Origin of the sequence: Actinoplanes lutulentus (genome assembly GCF_003259845.1) — a bacterium.
In the GTDB taxonomy this organism is placed as follows: Bacteria; Actinomycetota; Actinomycetes; order Mycobacteriales; family Micromonosporaceae; genus Actinoplanes; species Actinoplanes lutulentus.
Window position 1 is genome coordinate 95,486 of sequence record NZ_QLMJ01000012.1, and the last position, 16,227, is coordinate 111,712.

16 protein-coding genes are annotated in these 16,227 nt (G+C 69.1%); 8 read left to right on the forward strand and 8 right to left on the reverse strand.

The features are described from left to right. Nucleotides 1-50: 50 nt before the first annotated feature. On the reverse strand, nucleotides 51-464 hold the full coding sequence (locus B0I29_RS24635) for a YbjN domain-containing protein (protein ID WP_375790592.1): 414 nt from the start codon (nucleotides 462-464) through the stop codon (nucleotides 51-53). An 86-nt stretch (nucleotides 465-550) separates the two neighbouring features. Between B0I29_RS24635 and B0I29_RS24640 the strand changes: the two genes are divergently transcribed. Beyond that, nucleotides 551-3,097, forward strand: a complete 2,547-nt coding sequence (locus tag B0I29_RS24640) for a DNA translocase FtsK (RefSeq protein ID WP_111651434.1) — start codon at nucleotides 551-553, stop codon at nucleotides 3,095-3,097. Here the strand turns inward: B0I29_RS24640 and B0I29_RS24645 are convergent. The 5 genes from B0I29_RS24645 to B0I29_RS24665 form a co-directional block, all read right to left on the reverse strand. After that, on the reverse strand, nucleotides 3,045-4,301 hold the full coding sequence (locus B0I29_RS24645) for a glycosyltransferase 87 family protein (protein WP_146616881.1): 1,257 nt from the start codon (nucleotides 4,299-4,301) through the stop codon (nucleotides 3,045-3,047). The two genes, B0I29_RS24640 and B0I29_RS24645, sit on opposite strands and share 53 nt — an antisense overlap. 58 nt (nucleotides 4,302-4,359) lie before the next feature. Continuing rightward, a complete protein-coding gene (locus tag B0I29_RS24650) occupies nucleotides 4,360-4,827 on the reverse strand; it encodes a DUF3291 domain-containing protein (protein WP_111651436.1) in 468 nt (155 codons plus the stop codon). A gap of 32 nt (nucleotides 4,828-4,859) precedes the next feature. Further along, nucleotides 4,860-5,501 carry a helix-turn-helix transcriptional regulator gene (locus B0I29_RS24655; RefSeq protein ID WP_111651437.1) on the reverse strand — a complete coding sequence of 214 codons (642 nt, stop codon included), beginning with the start codon at nucleotides 5,499-5,501 and terminating at the stop codon, nucleotides 4,860-4,862. Beyond that, nucleotides 5,498-6,706 (reverse strand): hypothetical protein, encoded by a 1,209-nt coding sequence (locus tag B0I29_RS24660; RefSeq protein WP_111651438.1) that lies wholly within the window; start codon nucleotides 6,704-6,706, stop codon nucleotides 5,498-5,500. Before B0I29_RS24660 ends, B0I29_RS24655 begins: the two co-directional genes overlap by 4 nt. Before the next feature lie 62 nt (nucleotides 6,707-6,768). Next, nucleotides 6,769-7,992, reverse strand: a complete 1,224-nt coding sequence (locus B0I29_RS24665; protein WP_181557958.1) for a hypothetical protein — start codon at nucleotides 7,990-7,992, stop codon at nucleotides 6,769-6,771. Between the two features lie 123 nt (nucleotides 7,993-8,115). Here B0I29_RS24665 and rimO point away from each other — a divergent pair, with 123 nt between their 5' ends. The 6 genes from rimO to pspM all read left to right on the forward strand — a co-directional run bounded on the left by rimO (nucleotide 8,116) and on the right by pspM (nucleotide 13,107). Then, nucleotides 8,116-9,576, forward strand: a complete 1,461-nt coding sequence (gene rimO / locus B0I29_RS24670) for a 30S ribosomal protein S12 methylthiotransferase RimO (RefSeq protein ID WP_111651439.1) — start codon at nucleotides 8,116-8,118, stop codon at nucleotides 9,574-9,576. Further along, the gene (gene pgsA / locus B0I29_RS24675; RefSeq protein WP_111651440.1) at nucleotides 9,573-10,163 is read left to right on the forward strand and encodes a CDP-diacylglycerol--glycerol-3-phosphate 3-phosphatidyltransferase; all 591 of its coding nucleotides are present in this window, start codon (nucleotides 9,573-9,575) and stop codon (nucleotides 10,161-10,163) included. Before rimO ends, pgsA begins: the two co-directional genes overlap by 4 nt. A 16-nt stretch (nucleotides 10,164-10,179) precedes the next feature. Next, on the forward strand, nucleotides 10,180-10,665 hold the full coding sequence (locus B0I29_RS24680; RefSeq protein ID WP_111651602.1) for a CinA family protein: 486 nt from the start codon (nucleotides 10,180-10,182) through the stop codon (nucleotides 10,663-10,665). Between the two features lie 158 nt (nucleotides 10,666-10,823). Continuing rightward, nucleotides 10,824-11,195, forward strand: a complete 372-nt coding sequence (locus B0I29_RS24685) for a helix-turn-helix domain-containing protein (protein WP_111651441.1) — start codon at nucleotides 10,824-10,826, stop codon at nucleotides 11,193-11,195. Between the two features lie 240 nt (nucleotides 11,196-11,435). After that, nucleotides 11,436-12,293, forward strand: coding sequence for a PspA/IM30 family protein (locus tag B0I29_RS24690; protein WP_111651442.1), 858 nt, complete (start codon nucleotides 11,436-11,438; stop codon nucleotides 12,291-12,293). Between the two features lie 25 nt (nucleotides 12,294-12,318). Further along, on the forward strand, nucleotides 12,319-13,107 hold the full coding sequence (pspM, locus tag B0I29_RS24695; protein ID WP_111651443.1) for a phage shock envelope stress response protein PspM: 789 nt from the start codon (nucleotides 12,319-12,321) through the stop codon (nucleotides 13,105-13,107). Here the strand turns inward: pspM and B0I29_RS24700 are convergent. Continuing rightward, complete coding sequence (locus B0I29_RS24700; RefSeq protein WP_111651444.1) at nucleotides 13,061-13,858, reverse strand: DNA-formamidopyrimidine glycosylase family protein; 798 nt, start codon at nucleotides 13,856-13,858, stop codon at nucleotides 13,061-13,063. The genes pspM and B0I29_RS24700 overlap by 47 nt on opposite strands. Nucleotides 13,859-13,864: 6 nt before the next feature. Then, on the reverse strand, nucleotides 13,865-14,653 hold the full coding sequence (locus tag B0I29_RS24705) for an SAM hydrolase/SAM-dependent halogenase family protein (RefSeq protein WP_111651445.1): 789 nt from the start codon (nucleotides 14,651-14,653) through the stop codon (nucleotides 13,865-13,867). 73 nt (nucleotides 14,654-14,726) lie between these two features. Between B0I29_RS24705 and B0I29_RS24710 the strand changes: the two genes are divergently transcribed. After that, nucleotides 14,727-15,653, forward strand: a complete 927-nt coding sequence (locus B0I29_RS24710; RefSeq protein ID WP_111651446.1) for an LLM class F420-dependent oxidoreductase — start codon at nucleotides 14,727-14,729, stop codon at nucleotides 15,651-15,653. The last annotated feature ends 574 nt before the right edge of the window (nucleotides 15,654-16,227 follow it).

Genomic DNA, 16,227 nt, shown 5'->3' on the forward strand with positions numbered 1-16,227 from the left:
CCTGAAGCACTGTCATGGCCTCCACGCACGCGTGGAGGCCATGACTTCGTTTACAGGGACGTCTTGAGCTCACCCAGCGACTCGCCCAGCCGGCAACCGGTGGCGATGCCGCAGAGCAGCACCTGGTCCAGCTGTTCGAGGGTGACGCCGCGTTCCCAGTCGGCCGACACCTCGCCGATGACGATGGCCTGGCCGTCGTCGGTGACCTGGACGTACGCCTTCGGCCAGAGCTGGTCGCGGTTCCACGCGTTGCAGAACTCGTACAGTTTCGGCACGTCCTCGATCGCGAAGACGTGCTGCATCATCGCCCGGACCTGCAGCATCTCCTGCCGCGCGCCGAGCCGGAAGAAGTAGATGAGGTTGCCCTGGAAGTTGCCGGCGATGTCGCCGTCCGCATCGACGAAGTACGCGAACTTACGAGCGTCCAGCGCTTCCTTGATCATGTCGTTACTGAGAGGCTGCACCTCGTGATGGTAATTGCCCGGAAAGCGAGAAGCTGTCACGGTGCGCCTTCTCGGCAGGATGGCCCTCGCGGGCTACGGTGACATCCATGGCGGGCCGTACTCCTCCGGCGAGCCGGGGTCGCGCCGCGTCCACGCCGCGCGGCGCCGGTACCAACCGTGCCCAGCAACCGGCCGCGCGCAAGCCCGCGGCTCGGAAACCGGCCGCGCGTACCGGCACGACACGTAAGACGACAGCCGCCGCCCGTAAGCGTCCGGTGGCCCGCCGTTCCACAGCCGGCGCCACGCTCGCGACCGGGCTCGGCCGCGGTGTCGGCGCGCTCTGGATGGGCATGGCGCACAGCGTCGGCTGGGTGTTCCGCGGGGTGGGCCGGCAGGCCGCGACCGCCCGCAACATCGATCCCGAGCATCGCCGGGACGGCGCCGGGCTGCTCCTGCTCGGCTTCGCGATCCTGATCTCGGTGTCGATCTGGGCGAACAGCGGCGGGCCGGTCGGCGTCTGGCTGGCCGACACGATCCGGCTCTTCCTCGGCAGTCTCGCGGCGCTCTTCCCGCTGCTGCTCTTCTACGGCGCGATCCGGCTGATGCGCGAGCCCGCCGACGCCGACCATCGCGGGCGCACCCTGGTGGGCTGGACGGCGATCATCGTCTCCACGGCCGCCCTGATGCACGTCTCCGAGCGTCCGGGCGACAGCCTCGCCGTGGATCAGGCCGGTGGCCTGCTCGGTTACGGCATCGGCGGGTTGCTGGAGCGGGCCGTGACCGCCTGGGTGGCCGTACCCCTGCTGGTCCTGCTCTTCGTCTTCGGCTTCCTGGTGATCACCGCGACGCCGATCGCGCGCATCCCGGAGCGGATCATCCAGGTGATCGACCTGGTTTCCGGGCGCGCGGCGCCGCACCAGCCGCGGCCCGTCGCCGAGCTGCCCGAGGACGACGACGAGGAAGAGGCCGCCGAGCCGAAACCGCGCCGCCCGGCACGGCGGCGGCAGGCCGCACTGGTCGAGCCCGAACAAGAATCGGTGCCCCCGGACGACTTCGACGAGGAGATCATCCTCCACGACACGGTGGCCCTGCCGAAGGTGCCGACCAGCCGGAAGAAGCCGCCGCCCGAGCACACGCCGATGCCGCCGACCCGGGCCGAGCAGCTGGAGATCTCGGCGGTCAAGGGTGATTACCGGCTGCCGCCGGCGAACATCCTCGCGACCGGCCCGCCGGCGAAGGCCCGCAGCCGCGCCAACGACGAGATCATGGCCGCGCTCACCGGGGTCTTCGAGCAGTTCAACGTCGATGCGCTGGTCACCGGCTTCACCCGGGGCCCGACCGTCACCCGGTACGAGGTGGAGATCGGCCCGGGCACCAAGGTCGAGCGGATCACCCAGCTCTCCCGCAACATCGCGTACGCGGTGAAGTCCCCGGACGTGCGGATCCTCAGCCCGATCCCGGGCAAGAGCGCCGTCGGCGTGGAGATCCCGAACACCGACCCGGAGAACGTGTCGCTCGGTGACGTGCTGCGCTCGCGGGCGTCGGCCGCCGACCACCACCCGATGCTTGTCGCGCTCGGCAAGGACATCGAGGGCGGGTTCGTCGTTGCGAACCTGGCGAAGATGCCGCACATCCTGATCGCCGGCGCCACCGGCGCGGGCAAGTCGAGCTGCCTGAACTCGATCCTGGTGAGCCTGCTGTCCCGGGCCACGCCGGACGAGGTGCGGCTGCTGCTGGTCGACCCGAAACGGGTGGAGCTGACGGCGTACGAGGGCATTCCGCACCTCGTCTCGCCGATCATCACGAACCCGAAGAAGGCCGCCGACGCCCTGGAGTGGGTCGTCGCCGAGATGGACAAGCGGTACGACGACCTGGCCGCGAACGGCGTACGCCACATCGACGACTTCAACCGCAAGGTGCGCAGCGGCGAGATCACCGCCCCGCCGGGTGTCGAGCGGGAGATGAAGCCGTACCCGTACCTCCTGGTGATCATCGACGAGCTGGCCGACCTCATGATGGTGGCGCCGCGCGACGTGGAGGACTCGGTCGTCCGGATCACCCAGCTGGCCCGGGCCGCCGGCATCCACCTGGTGCTCGCCACCCAGCGCCCGTCGGTCGACGTGGTCACCGGCCTGATCAAGGCGAACGTGCCGTCCCGGCTGGCGTTCGCCACGTCCAGCCTGGCCGACTCGCGGGTCATCCTGGACCAGCCGGGCGCGGAGAAACTGCTCGGCCGCGGTGACGGTCTCTTCCTGCCGATGGGCGCGTCCAAGCCGGTACGCATCCAGGGCGCCTGGGTCGACGAAAAAGAGATCCACGCGGTCGTCAAGTTCTGCAAGGACCAGCGCGAGCCGGAGTTCGCCCAGGGTGTCACCGACGCCCCGCCGACAAAGAAGAAAGAGATCGACGAGGAGATCGGCGACGATCTGGCACTGCTGATCCAGGCCATCGAGCTCGTCGTGACCAGTCAGTTCGGCTCGACCTCGATGCTCCAGCGCAAGCTGCGGGTCGGTTTCGCCAAGGCGGGCCGCCTGATGGACCTGATGGAGAACCGGAACATCGTCGGCCCGTCCGAGGGCTCGAAGGCCCGCGACGTGCTGGTCAAGCCTGATGAGCTGGAAGAGGCTCTCGCCGATCTTCGCGTCGACGGCTGACCGGCTCGGAGTGCCCGCCGCGGAACCAGCCCGCCGGCGGCTGGGCACGCAGCGCGTCGGTGATCACGGTGTGCCCGAGAACGAGCACGGCGGCCCCCATGATCACGGCGAGCGGGACCATCGAGAGCGAGTGGAAACCGAGCAGCGACGGCGTGTACGAGCCGAGTGACGCCGTCTGGACCAGCAGTGGGACGTACCAGAGCCGGGGCCGGTAGAACACCAGCACGACGGTGAGCACGTCGCCGAGGTAGAAGTAGCGCTCGTGCATGCTCGGCAGCGTGTACGGCACCAGGATCGCGAAGAACGCGGCAAGAGTGACCAGCCGGACGGCATCCAGCCGGACCCGCCGGGCCACGGTCAGGTAGCAGATGCCGAGGACCAGTGCCGCGGTGAAGCCGTACCCGAGCAGCCGCAGTGCCTCGACCCGGCTCTCCTGGTCGTACCAGGTGGCGGAGAGCTGATCGACGCCGAAGAAGGCGAAGATGTTCGGCGCGTGCGCGTTCAGCGCGGTGGTCGTGTACTTGGCCTGCCGGCTGGGTTCGTACATGGTCAGCAACTCGAACGGATCGCGCCCGAGCAGCATCGCCGGGACGTCCAGCAGCACGAACACGATCGGCCCGGCGAGCAGCGCACGCCATCTGATGCGCCCGGCCAGCACGCAGACCAGCAGCAGCGGGAAGATGAAGACGCCCTGCGGCTTGAAGGCGAACGCGATGGCGCAGAACGAGACGGCCCAGACCGGCTTGCCGCGCAGCAGGAAATAGAGGCCGCCGACCGCGAACGACGCCCACATCGAGTCGATCTGGCCCCAGAAGGCCGCGTTGATCGTGACGGTCGGCAGCATCAGGACGATCAGTCCGGCGGCCACCGCGGGGTGACCCGGGCGGCGCAGCGCGACCGTCCGATAGGCGAACCAGGCGAGCAGCAGATCGAACACCACGTACACGGCCTTGATCTTCAAGATCAAAGACCCGGGAAGGTACGTGGTCAGCAGCAGCAGGTAGAGGTACGGCGCGTTGTAGTTGCCGATCTGCCGGTCCATGCCGTGGATGCCGCCGGCCGCCTCCAGCTGGTGGTACCAGCGGATGAACACCAGCATGTCGTAGGTCAGCTGGTCGCGGCCGGCCCAGCGCACGCCGGCGGCGATCACGAGCAGGGCGCCGACCAGGAGCGTGGCGGGCAGATTGGCGCGGAGGCGGGTCAACGGCACATCTTGCGACAGTACTGATGTGAGCTTTCGGTAAGGTGTGGCTCGCTGTGAGTCAGTTATGACTTTGCTGAAGAGCGGGCGCCGGAAACGGCTGCCGGAACGTGAACGCCTCCTGGCCCGGCCCGTCGGCGGCCAGCCGGTCGAGCAGGTCGAGCGACTCCCGCATCGTCGGCGTGTGGCCCGCCGGGACCCACCAGAGCACCAGCGCGGACTCCGAGCCGTGCGGGAGGAACCACTCCCGGCGGCGGCGCAGGTAGTCGAGATGCTCGCTCTGGTACGCGAACGCCCTCAGATGCTCGACCGACTCCCAGACCGAGAGTGTGTAGATGCGCAGCGGGTCGGCGGGCGCGGCGATGGTGCCGTCGCCGGCCTCGCCGATCAGCCGCCAGACGAAGCCGGGCGAGCGGTCGGCCAGCGCGTTCATCACGGTCAGGCCGGTGACGAACTCGGACATCGACGGGTCGTCCAGCGGGGCTCGGAGGCGGGCGGTGTTCATCTGGGCCAGGTGGAAGCCGGTCATGTCGTCCAGCTCATCAGCCCGGCTTTCTATTGTCAATCAGATTTGGATTTAGACAGAGTCACACAGCATCTGCCCGGGGCGGCGTCCATCCGCGCCGACCACTCGCTGCCCTCCAGGAGGCCGTTGATCAGGGCGAGGTTCATCCCGCAGACCAGCGGCGGGAAGTGCTCCGCGAGCCGATGGAAAGGACAGTTCCGAAAAATCGCGGTTTCGCCGGAAAAATCGGGCTCGTAACCCTGCTCGGTCAGCCGGGTGACCACGTCCGCGCTCCGCAGGCCGCGCCCGTGCGCCCGTGCCACCTCGTTGAGCGTCTCCTCGGCGCCGACCCGCTCCAGCGCCTCGGCCAGCAACTCGGCGGCGCCGCGATAGGCGCGCGGCGGCACGCTTACCGCGTGCTCCGCCGCGGCGAGGTGGTACAGCTTCGCGGGACGCCCGGCCCCCGGGCCGGTCCTTCCCGACAAGCGAGCGTACGAGGCGTCGAGCAGCCCCGCCGCCACCAGCTTGTCGAGATGGAACGCCGCCAGGGTGCGGCCCACACCGAGGGCCTCTGCCACCTCGTCCCGGCCGACCGGGTCCGGCTTCGCTTCCGACACGATTCGGTACGCGTTCCGGCGTACCGAATCGGAAAGAGCGGCGACGGCCGCGAGGTGGGTGAGGTCTTCCGGGGTTGTCACCCGGCAATCGTATTGCCAACCGGAGTTGGTGCTAGAGGGGCCGGTTTCCGGACTCGGAACAGGTATCCGATCGTGGTGGCGAGCGCGGTGAAGACCAGCAGCGTCAGGATTCGCAGGTCCACCGGCGCCGGCTTGGCCTGAACCAGGTACGTCTCGTAGGTGATGATCGACGCGGCCTGGACCAGCACCGGCACGAACCAGAGCCGGCGCGGCACCCAGAACGCGGCGACCACGGTCAGCACCTCGGCGAGCATGAAGTACCGCTCGTGCATGCCGGGCAGCAGGAACGGCGCGAGCAGCGAGGAGGCGGCGGCCAGGACCACGACGTGCTCGGTGTCGAGAACGACCTCGCGGGCGACGATCAGGAAGATCAGCCCGAGGATCGCGGCGATCGCGAAGAGGATGCCGGCGGTGCGGACCATGTCCAGGTGATCCTCGGCCGGCCGGATGAAGGCGTAGATGTTCGGCGCGTTGAGGGTGAGCTCCGGGAACCGGTCGGTCTGGCCCACGTAGATCAGCATGAGATCGCCGAACGGCCGCCCGGCGAGCCAGGCCGGCACCGCGAACAGCACGTAGATCACCGGAATCGTGATCATGCAGCGCCACCGCAGGCGCCGGGTCAGCAGCAGCGCGGCGAGCGCCGGGAAGAGGAAGATCGCCTGGACCTTGAACGCGAACGCCACAGCGATCAGCGCGGTGCCGGCCCACTGCCGGCCGCGGAGCAGGTGGTAGAGCCCGGCTACGGCGAAGGCGCTGTAGATCGTGTCGCACTGCCCCCAGTACGAGCCGTTCAGCACCACGGTCGGCAGCAGCAGCACGCTGAGGCCGGCGAGCAGCGGCATCCGCCAGCCCGGGCCGCGCAGCGCCACGATCCGGGCGGCGTAGACCGCGAGCACGCCGTCGAAGAGCGCCGAACCCAGCTTGATCCAGAAGAGCACCGGCAGCGGGGTGTGCTGGGACAGCCAGGTGAAGCCGGTGAGCAGGTAGAGGTACGCGACGTTGTAGTCGGAGAACGGATGCGCCAGGGCCGCGAAGCCACCGTGTGCCGCGATGAAGCGGCTCCACGGCCCCAGGTACCAGTCGTAATCGACGGTCTCGAGTCCGAAACCGAGAGAGCGTACGGCGATGGCCACCGCGATGAGAGCGGCGGTCAGCAGCACCTCCGGTGCGACGCGTGACCCGGTGGGCGCACGGTCTCCGTCCAACGTCGCTCCCCGTCAGCGCGATCGACACAGATGGACGGAAAGATACCGGTACCGCGCCGCGTCTAGACGAGCGCGGGCACCCGTTCGGGGTCCCTCGCCGGTGTCCGCGCCACTTCCGGCAGTTCGGGCTCATCGGGCAGCTCGGTGTGCCGCAGCAGCTGGGCGGCGGTGGCCACCAGGGCCGCACCGGCCAGCAGGGTCAGGATCCGCAGGTCCACCGCCGACGGCGACCGGAAGAGATAGGACTGGTACCCGATGAAGACCGCGACCTGGGTCAGCACCGGCAGGAACCAGAGCCGCCGCGGGAGCCAGAACGCCGCGACGACCGCGAGCACCTCGGCCTGCATGAAGTACCGCTCGTGCATGCTCGGCAGCAGGAACGGCACCATGATGCTGAACGTGGTGAAGAGCAGGACGATGCCGGTCTGGTCGAGCCTGACCCGGCGGATCAGCAGCACGCTGACGAACGCCAGCACCGCGGCCACCGCGAGCAGCGACCCGACGGCCCGCATCATGTCCACCTCGGCGCCCGGGCGGACGAACGCGTAGATCGACGGCGCGCCCATGGTCATGCTCTTCCAGGTGCCGGTCTGACCGGCGTAGATGAACATGAGGTCGCCGAACGGCCGGCCCACCAGCCAGGCCGGCACCGCGGCCAGGACGTAGATCGCCGGGATCACCGTGAGATGCCGCCAGCGAACCAGGCCGGCCAGCAACAGCGTCAGCAGGGCGGGGAAGACGAAGATCGCCTGCAGCTTGATGGTGAGGCTGACGGCGAGCAGCGCGACACCCCACCACGGCTTGTTGCGGAGCAGGTAGTAGATCCCGGCCAGGGTGAAGGACGTGTAGATCGAGTCGCACTGTGCCCAGTAGGAACCATTCATCACGACGGTCGGCAGCAGGAGCACGCCGGCCGTGGCCAGCGCCCGGATACGCCAGTCGCTCCAGCGCAGCCCGACGATCCGGCCCGCGTAGTACGCCAGCACCGCGTCGAAGACGACAGTGACCACCTTGATGAGGAACATCAGGCCGAGCGAGGTGTTCGTCGAGATCCAGGTCAGGGCGGTCAGCAAATACAGGTAGGGCATGTTGTAATCGGCGAAATCGTACGCGAGGGCGGGAATGCCACCCTTCGCGGAAATGAACTCACTCCATGGCCGCAAGAAGGCCAGATAGTCTCCGGAGATCATGCCGAAGCCCAGGTAGCGGACGGCGCCAGCAACGCCGATCAGGGTAATGAAGAGCACTATCTCCGGGATGATCCCCCGAATCCGGATTGTCTGCACGGATTCAAGAATCTACAAGTTTAATCTGTCCAGAATCCGCGATCTCGGTGAACAGTGCGTACTCCACGGGTTACCGGCCGAGCGGACGAAGTTGGCGCCGCCCGCGCCCGGTAACCTAGCTGAGTGTCTGTAACCCCTTCTCCTCATCGCCGCGTCGCCCTCCTGACCCTGGGCTGTGCCCGCAACGAGGTCGACTCGGAAGAGCTCGCCGCCCGTCTCGACGCCGACGGCTGGGAAGTGGGTACCGATGCCGAGGGCGCTGACGTCGTCGTCGTGAACACCTGCGGCTTCGTCGAGAAGGCGAAACAGGACTCCATCGACACGCTGCTCGCGGCCGCCGACACCGGCGCCAAGGTGGTGGCCGCCGGCTGCATGGCCGAGCGGTACGGCAAGGAGCTCGCCGAGAGCCTCCCCGAGGCCAACGCGGTGCTCGGCTTCGACGACTACACCGACATCGGGGCCCGCCTCGACAGCGTGCTGCGCGGCGAGAGCCACGACGCGCACACCCCGCGGGACCGTCGCGAGCTGCTCCCGATCACCCCGGTGCAGCGGCACACCGCCAAGGTGGTCGTGCCCGGTCACGCGACCGTCGACGAGCACACCCCGGCCCACCTGCGCAAGATCCTGCGCCGCCGGCTGGACAGCGGCCCGGTGGCCTCGCTCAAGCTGGCCAGCGGCTGCGACCGGCGCTGCGCGTTCTGCGCGATCCCGGCGTTCCGCGGCGCGTTCGTCTCCCGCGACCCGCAGGAGCTGCTCGCCGAGGCGGAGTGGCTGGCCAAGACCGGCGTCCGCGAGCTGGTCCTGGTCAGTGAGAACAGCACGTCGTACGGCAAGGACCTGGGCGACCCCCGCCTGCTGGAGAAACTGTTGCCGCAGCTGGCCGCGGTCGACGGCATCGTGCGGGTGCGTGCCAGTTACCTCCAGCCGGCCGAGACCCGGCCCGGCCTGGTCGAGGCGATCGCGACGACGCCCGGCGTCGCGGCGTACTTCGACCTCTCCTTCCAGCACTCCAGCGAGACGGTGCTGCGCCGGATGCGGCGTTTCGGCTCCACCGAGCGCTTCCTCGAACTACTCGAGTCGGCCCGCAAGCTGGCGCCGGCGGCCGGCGCCCGGAGCAACTTCATCGTCGGCTTCCCCGGCGAGACCAAGCAGGAATACGAGGAGCTGGTCCGGTTCCTCAACGAGGCCCGGCTCGACGCGATCGGCATCTTCGACTACAGCGACGAGGACGGCACCGAGGCCGCCGGGATGACCGGCAAGGTCAGCGAGGCCACCGTCCAGAAGCGGTACGACCGGATCACCTCGCTGGTCGAGGAGATCTGCGGCCAGCGCGCCGAGGAGCGGATCGGCAGCACCGTCGAGGTGCTCGTCGACTCGATCTCCGACGACGAGATCGAGGGCCGTGCCGAGCACCAGGCTCCCGAGGTCGACGGCTCCACCACGCTGGTGGCCGGTGACCAGGGTGTCGACGTCAGCGCGCTGCGCCCCGGCGACCTGGTCCGGGCGCGGGTGACCGGCACCGAGGGCGTCGACCTGATCGCGGTGCCGGTGGAGATGATCTCGGCTGCTCCGGTGCCGCGGTGACCAACGAGCCCGCTCCGGTGCCCGCCCCGCGCGTGGTGTCGCTCTACAACGCTGCCAATGCGTTGACCGTGATCCGGATCGTGCTCGTCCCCGTTTTCCTGGCCTTCGTGGTCGCCTCCGAGATGACCGACACGGACTGGCGGATCGCGGCCTGCCTCGCGTTCTGCGTGGCCTCGGCGACCGACTTCGTGGACGGCTGGATCGCCCGCCGGTGGTCCCTGGTCACCTCGTTCGGCAAGGTCGCCGACCCGATCGCGGACAAGGCTCTGACCGGCACGGCGCTGGTGCTTCTGTCCGCGTACGATCATTTGCCCTGGTGGGTGACGATCGCGATCCTCGTTCGTGAGTGGGGTGTTACCGCCCTGCGGTTCTGGGTGATCCGATACGGCATCATTCCGGCCTCCCGTGGTGGCAAGCTCAAGACCGGCCTGCAGATCGTGGCGATCGCCTGGTACCTGTGGCCGGTCCCGGAGCCGTTCCAGTGGATCGGCGTCGTCTTGATGGGCGCCGCTCTGGTGGTCACCGTGGTCACCGGTGTGGCGTACCTGGTGGAGGCGTTGCGGATGCGCGCCGCCGCCCAGAGGTAGGAGACACCCCGTGGAGATGCCGGTGGCCGCCGCCGCGGCGGTGCACGCGCTCGTCGAACGAACCGAGACGCTCGCGACCGCCGAGTCCCTCACGGGTGGCCTGGTCGCCGCGACGATCGTGGAGATTCCCGGTGTCAGTGCGGTGTTCCGTGGCGGGTTGATCGTTTACGCCACCGAGCTCAAGGCGCGCTTGGCGGGCGTACCCCAGCAGTTGCTCGAAGAGCGAGGCCCGGTGGACGGTGACGTGGCCGCGGCGCTGGCGTCCGGAGCGCGGGAGCGCTGCGGCGCGGATTGGGGCCTGGCGACCACCGGCGTCGCGGGGCCGGAACCGCAGGACGGCAAGCCGGTGGGACTGGTCTACGTGGCGGTCGCGGGCCCTGGTGGCACCCGGGTGCGCGAGCTGCAACTCGCCGGAAATCGGGCGGCCATCCGCACCGAAAGTGTGACGGCCGTCCTGCAATTGCTCACCGACATGATCCATGCCGCGCCGGCCCCGGCCTGAACTGGGAATTCGGCTGTCGCAGTGATCGTTGTCCCCAATGGCCGCCGCCCGAGGGATCGGGAATTCGGCGGGGCGGGATGTCGGCATGGCTCACGCCAGGTACGGTTGCGGGAAGCCTCCGGCGTATGCCGGCGGCCCCGCCCGCAGGAGGAGGTGCCATGGTCCTGCTACGCCGCGTTATAGGCGACGCACTTCGGGCGCGCCGGCAGGGGCAGCACCGCACGCTGCGCGAGGTGTCGACCGCCGCGAACGTGAGCCTGGGTTACCTGTCCGAGATCGAGCGTGGCCAGAAAGAGGCGTCCAGCGAGCTGCTCGCGGCCATCTGCGATGCCCTCGGCGCCCGGCTCTCCGAGTTGCTCAGTGAGGTCAGCAACACTTTGTCTCTCGCGGAGAACATGGAAGGCGTGCTCGTCCCGGTCGAGGACCAGACGATGTCCGGTGACGTCTCCGTCTCCGTGCGCCAGGATTCACCGCTGAAAGCGACGCTGCACGCGACCCGTAAGAAGCGGGACGTCGTTTACGCAGCATGATCAGGTCGATGCGCTCCGGGCTCCCGCATGGGACGGCCCGGCGCGCATCTGTGTCTTCTGGTCCGTGTCGTCTCCGCTCAGGGGAGCGTAGCCTCGAAGCCGGGGGAGAACCCTGAGATCCCCCCGAGGTCACGTGACGTCACTGGCGTCGAGCTGACACGATGGGTTTCGCGCCACTGGAGTTTCACGACGATTCCGGGGGCGCGTCCGGCGGAGCGACATTTGAGGGGACACCACGAGATGGCGAATCCGTTCGTCAAGGGCTGGCATTACGTGATGGCGCTCTTCGGCGCGAAAATCGACGAATACGCCGACCCGAAGGTCCAGATCCAGCAGGCCATCGAGGACGCGCAGCGACAGCACCAGGCGCTCGTTCAGCAGGCCGCGGCCGTCATCGGCAACCAGCGGCAGCTCGAGATGAAGCTGTCCCGGCAGATGACCGAGGTCGAGAAACTGCAGGGGATGGCGCGTCAGGCGCTGGTCCTGGCCGATCGGGCCCGTGCTTCGGGCGACGAGGCCGAGGCCCAGAAATACGAGGCGACCGCCCAGACACTGGCGACCCAGCTGGTCTCCGGCGAGCAGTCGATGGAAGACCTGAAGACGCTGCACGACCAGGCTCTCGGCGCGGCCGGCCAGGCACGCAAGGCCGTGGAGAACAACGCGATGGTGCTCCAGCAGCGCATCGCCGAGCGCTCCCGCCTGCTCAGCCAGCTGGAGCAGGCCAAGATGCAGGAGACCGTGGCGAAATCGCTCGAGTCGATGTCGCAGCTCGCCGCGCCGGGTAACACCCCGTCGCTGGACCAGGTGCGCGACAAGATCGAGGAGCGGTACGCGAACGCCATGGGCCGGGCCGAGCTGGCCTCCAACTCCGTCGAGGGGCGGATGCTGGAGGTGCAGAAATCCAGTCTGGACCTGGCCGGTTCGTCGCGGCTGGAGCAGATCCGGTCGAGCATGGCCGGCGAGAAACTGGGTGGCGCCGCGGCGCAGCCGGCCGTGGAGCAGAACGCTCCGGCCGCCGACCCGGCCAGCGTGGCACGGCTCGACGAGATCAGGGCCAGCATGAACCAGAAGCGGGGCGACACCTCCGCTGCCGGCTGAGTTTTTCCTTGAGGAGGGCAGCGCGATGGACGAGCGGACCAGATACTTCCGGCGGCTCAAACGACTGCGTGGCGCTGCCCGCCGATGGAGTGTCCTGGGCGGCGGCCTCACCGGCGCCGCGGTGGTGCTGACGCCGTACGCGGGGATCGGCATCGCCGACGCCGCGTGGGCGGCCGCCGCCGGTGGCTCGGTCGTGCTCGCCTGGTTCCGCTGGAGCGACCACCGGGTGCTCGCCGCGACGCCGGCGCCGCCGCCATCCCTGGGCTCTCCGAAACTCACCGCGGCCCTGGAGAGCTTCCCGGCCGGCCGCACGGTCATGCAGGAGGTTCGCCGGCAGCGCAGCCGTTACGCGTTGCGTGGCTCCGGGATCGTCGACGCGTGGGACCGGCTCGACCGGGCCTCGCAGACCATGGTGGGTCTCGCCGGCCGGTTGACCGGGCCCGGCGAGGCGGCGCTGCTGGAAGCGGCGACCGCCGAGGAGTGGCTGCGCGATCTGGGCCAGCGGGTGGCCAGTGTGGAGCGGGCCATCCCGCTGACCCAGTCCGGCCAGCGTGACGGGCTGGAGCAGGCACACGCCGGGCTGACCGTCCAGTTCACCGAGGGCGTCACGGAGTACGAGAAACTCGTGGCGGCGGCAGCGAGTTATGTCGCTGAGGACGGGCATCCGGTCGCGGACACCCGCCACCCGGCGTACTTCGGCCTGATCGAGGCGACCGACCGGTTGCGGGGCTTCGCCGAGGGTCTCGCCGAGCTGCGGACCACCGAGATCAGGATCCCGTCCGATCGGGCTGGCAGCGCGGACACCAGTAGGTGACCCGCTCGTCCTGTTCGGCCTTCTGGATCGGGCCGGCACAGCGGCGGCACGGCTGGGCCCGTCTGCCGTAGACATAGCTCGTCTGTCCACGACGCAGCGATCCGGTGGTGGTCTGTGTCCACCGGCCCTTGTTGGACGCGACGAGTTTCTGGGCGAGCACGACCGTACCCATCAGGTCCTTGATCTTCTCGACCGGCGTCCACGGCCACAGGCCGCGCAGGAACAGCGTCTCCGCCTTGTACAGGTTGCCCACGCCGGCCAGGTTCCGCTGGTCCAGCAGGGCCTCCGCGATCGATGCGGACGGTTTCGCGCTGATCCGGCGTACCGCCTCGGCCGGGTCCCAGTCGGCGCCGAGCAGGTCCGGCCCGAGATGGCCGACGAGCTTCTCCTCGTCGGCGGTCGGGATCAGCGCCAGCTCGTGCAGGTGGTACCCGACCGCCACCGACCGCGCGGTCTTCAGCGCCACGCGGATCAGGTGCGCCGGGCGTCCGGTCCAGCGTTCGCCGGGTGCGTAGGCCCGCCAGGCGCCCTCCATCCGCAGATGCGAATGGAGGGTGTGCGGTTCACGACCCTCGCGGGTCAGGCGCAGCAGCAGGTGTTTGCCGCGGCTCGCCGACTCGGCCACGGTCCAGCCGGTCAGGTCGGTGGTGGCCAGCTGCGGCACCCGGAAGTCCGATCCGGTCAGCACCTCTCCGGTGAGCGCCTTCTCCACCACGCGTGCCGTGTTCCACACGGTGTCGCCTTCTGGCATGGGGTATCAGCGTTCGGTGATGCGGATGATGTCGCCGGGGCGGACCGACAGGACCACCACAGCTCGGCCGTTGTTGACGGCGATGGACGCCCGGTCGGCCGAGTCGGTGAAGACCAGCAGCTCGCCTGCGCCCACGTCGGCGAAGGTCGCGCCGCGCCGGGCCCGGACGTTGCCGTTCACGGTCAGCTCCGGGCCGAGGCCGGTCAGCACCGAGCCACCGGCTGCCAGCTGCACGTTGCCGAACCGGTCGACGGTCAGCACCTCGGCCTCGATCCAGCCGTCGCCGACTGTCACGAGGGGGTCGGGTAGGCGTACCAAAGTGGTGGGATCGACCGGCGGCCCGGCGTCGGCGGCGGCAGAGCCGGCGGCGAGCCGGGCCGCGGCCGGTGCGAAGACGTCGCGTCCGTGGAACGTGCGGGAGACGTCGCCGAGCGTCCAGTCCTTGTTGCTGAGCTCGTGGGCGGTCGTGACGCCGCCGAGTGCCTCGGCCGCCCAGATCAGCAGGCCGTTGTCCGGGCCGACGAGCACGCCGTTCGGGGTGGTCAGCACCACGCCGCGGCGGGCCGTGCCGACGCCCGGGTCGACAACCGCGAGGTGCACCGAGGGCGGTAGGTAGGGCGCGGTCTGCGCCAGGACGGCGGCGCCGCGGATCACGTCGGCCGGCGGAACATGATGAGTGACGTCGATCACTCTGGCCTGCGGCGCGACTCGGGCGATCGATCCGTGGCACGCGGCGACGAAACCGTCGAATGTGCCGTAATCGGTCGTAAAACTGATCCATTCATAACCGGCCATGGTGACTGACGTTACTGCCTGTTGTTTCGGGGTGCGGGACAGGCGCGCCGCGCCTCCGTGGCAGTGTGGATCCATGCGTCTCGTGATCTTCACCGAACCCCAGCAGGGCGCCAGCCATGACGATCTCCTGCGGGTGGCCAAGGCCGCGGAGGATGGCGGCTTCGACGGATTCTTCCGCTCCGACCACTACCTGAAGATGGGTGACGGGTCCGGTCTGCCCGGCCCGACCGACGCCTGGATCACCCTGGCCGCGCTAGCCGTGCAGACGTCCCGGATCCGGCTCGGCACGCTGGTCAGCTCGGCCACGTTCCGGCTGCCCGGCCCGCTGGCGATCGCCGTGGCCCAGGTGGACGCGATGAGCGGCGGCCGGATCGAGTTCGGCCTGGGTGGCGGCTGGTTCGAGGCCGAGCACCAGGCGTACGGCATCCCGTTCCCGGCGCTCGGCGAACGCTTCGACCGCCTCGAAGAGCAGCTTGAGATCATCACCGGCCTGTGGAAGACGCCGGCCGGTTCGCCGTTCTCCTTCGACGGCAAGCACTACCAGCTGGTCGACTCCCCGGCGCTGCCGAAGCCGGTCCAGTCCCCGCTGCCGGTCGTCGTCGGCGGCCACGGCAAGAAGCGCACCCCGGCGCTCGCGGCGAAGTACGCCGCCGAGTTCAACGTCCCGTTCTCCAAGATCTCGGACCTGCCGGCGCAGTACGAGCGTGTCCGTGCGGCGAGTGCCGCTATCGGCCGCGCCGAGCCGCCGGCGTTCTCGGCCGCGTCGGTGCTGTGCGTGGGCCGCGATGACGCCGAGGTGCGCCGCCGGGCCGCGGCGATCGGCCGCGAGGTCGAGGAGATGCGCGAGAACGGCGGGATCGTGGGTACGCCCGCCGAGGCGGTCGAGATCATCAAGAGGTACGGGGAGGCCGGGGCCTCGCGTTTGTTCCTGCAGGCCCTTGACCTGTCCGACATTGATCACATCGAGCTGGTCGCGTCCGAGGTGGCTCCGCAGTTGTAGCGGGGTGGGGTGTGGTGGGGGTGGCCGCGTGTCCGTCGTGATCTTGGCGGGTTGCGTCTGTGGTTCGGGTGGTCGAGTTTCGCTGTTTCGCCGGGCGGGTGTTTTGCCGCGGCTCTCGTTGCGGAGGGTGATGGGTGATGGGTGTTGGCGGGGCGGGCCTTATGTATGGAGACCTGTGGGGGTTAGAGCACCAGTGGGTCTCCAAGATTCGCCGGTCACTCAGCTGGTTCATCACCATCGGTCACAAGGGGTGACCGGCATCCTCTGAGGCCTGCCAATGGCGGTTGCTCGGCTCGGTTGTTGGTGGGGGGCGGGGTAGGCGTTTGACGGGGCTTTGGGGCGGTGAGCGCACGCGGACAGGTTTTGCGTGCGCTCACCGCCGCTACGTGAGGTGTTTCGTGTGCGCTCACCGCCGCCGGGCGAGGTTGTTCGTGGCTGGCTGATCAGAGCCGGGTCCTGCGGAACCTCGATCGCTGCGGAACCCCGGATGCTGCGGAGGTCCGGGCACTGCGAGGTCTGGCATCGCGCGGCGTAGATGAAGTCGCACCTAACCGCTCGGTGCGGGTTCATCTAC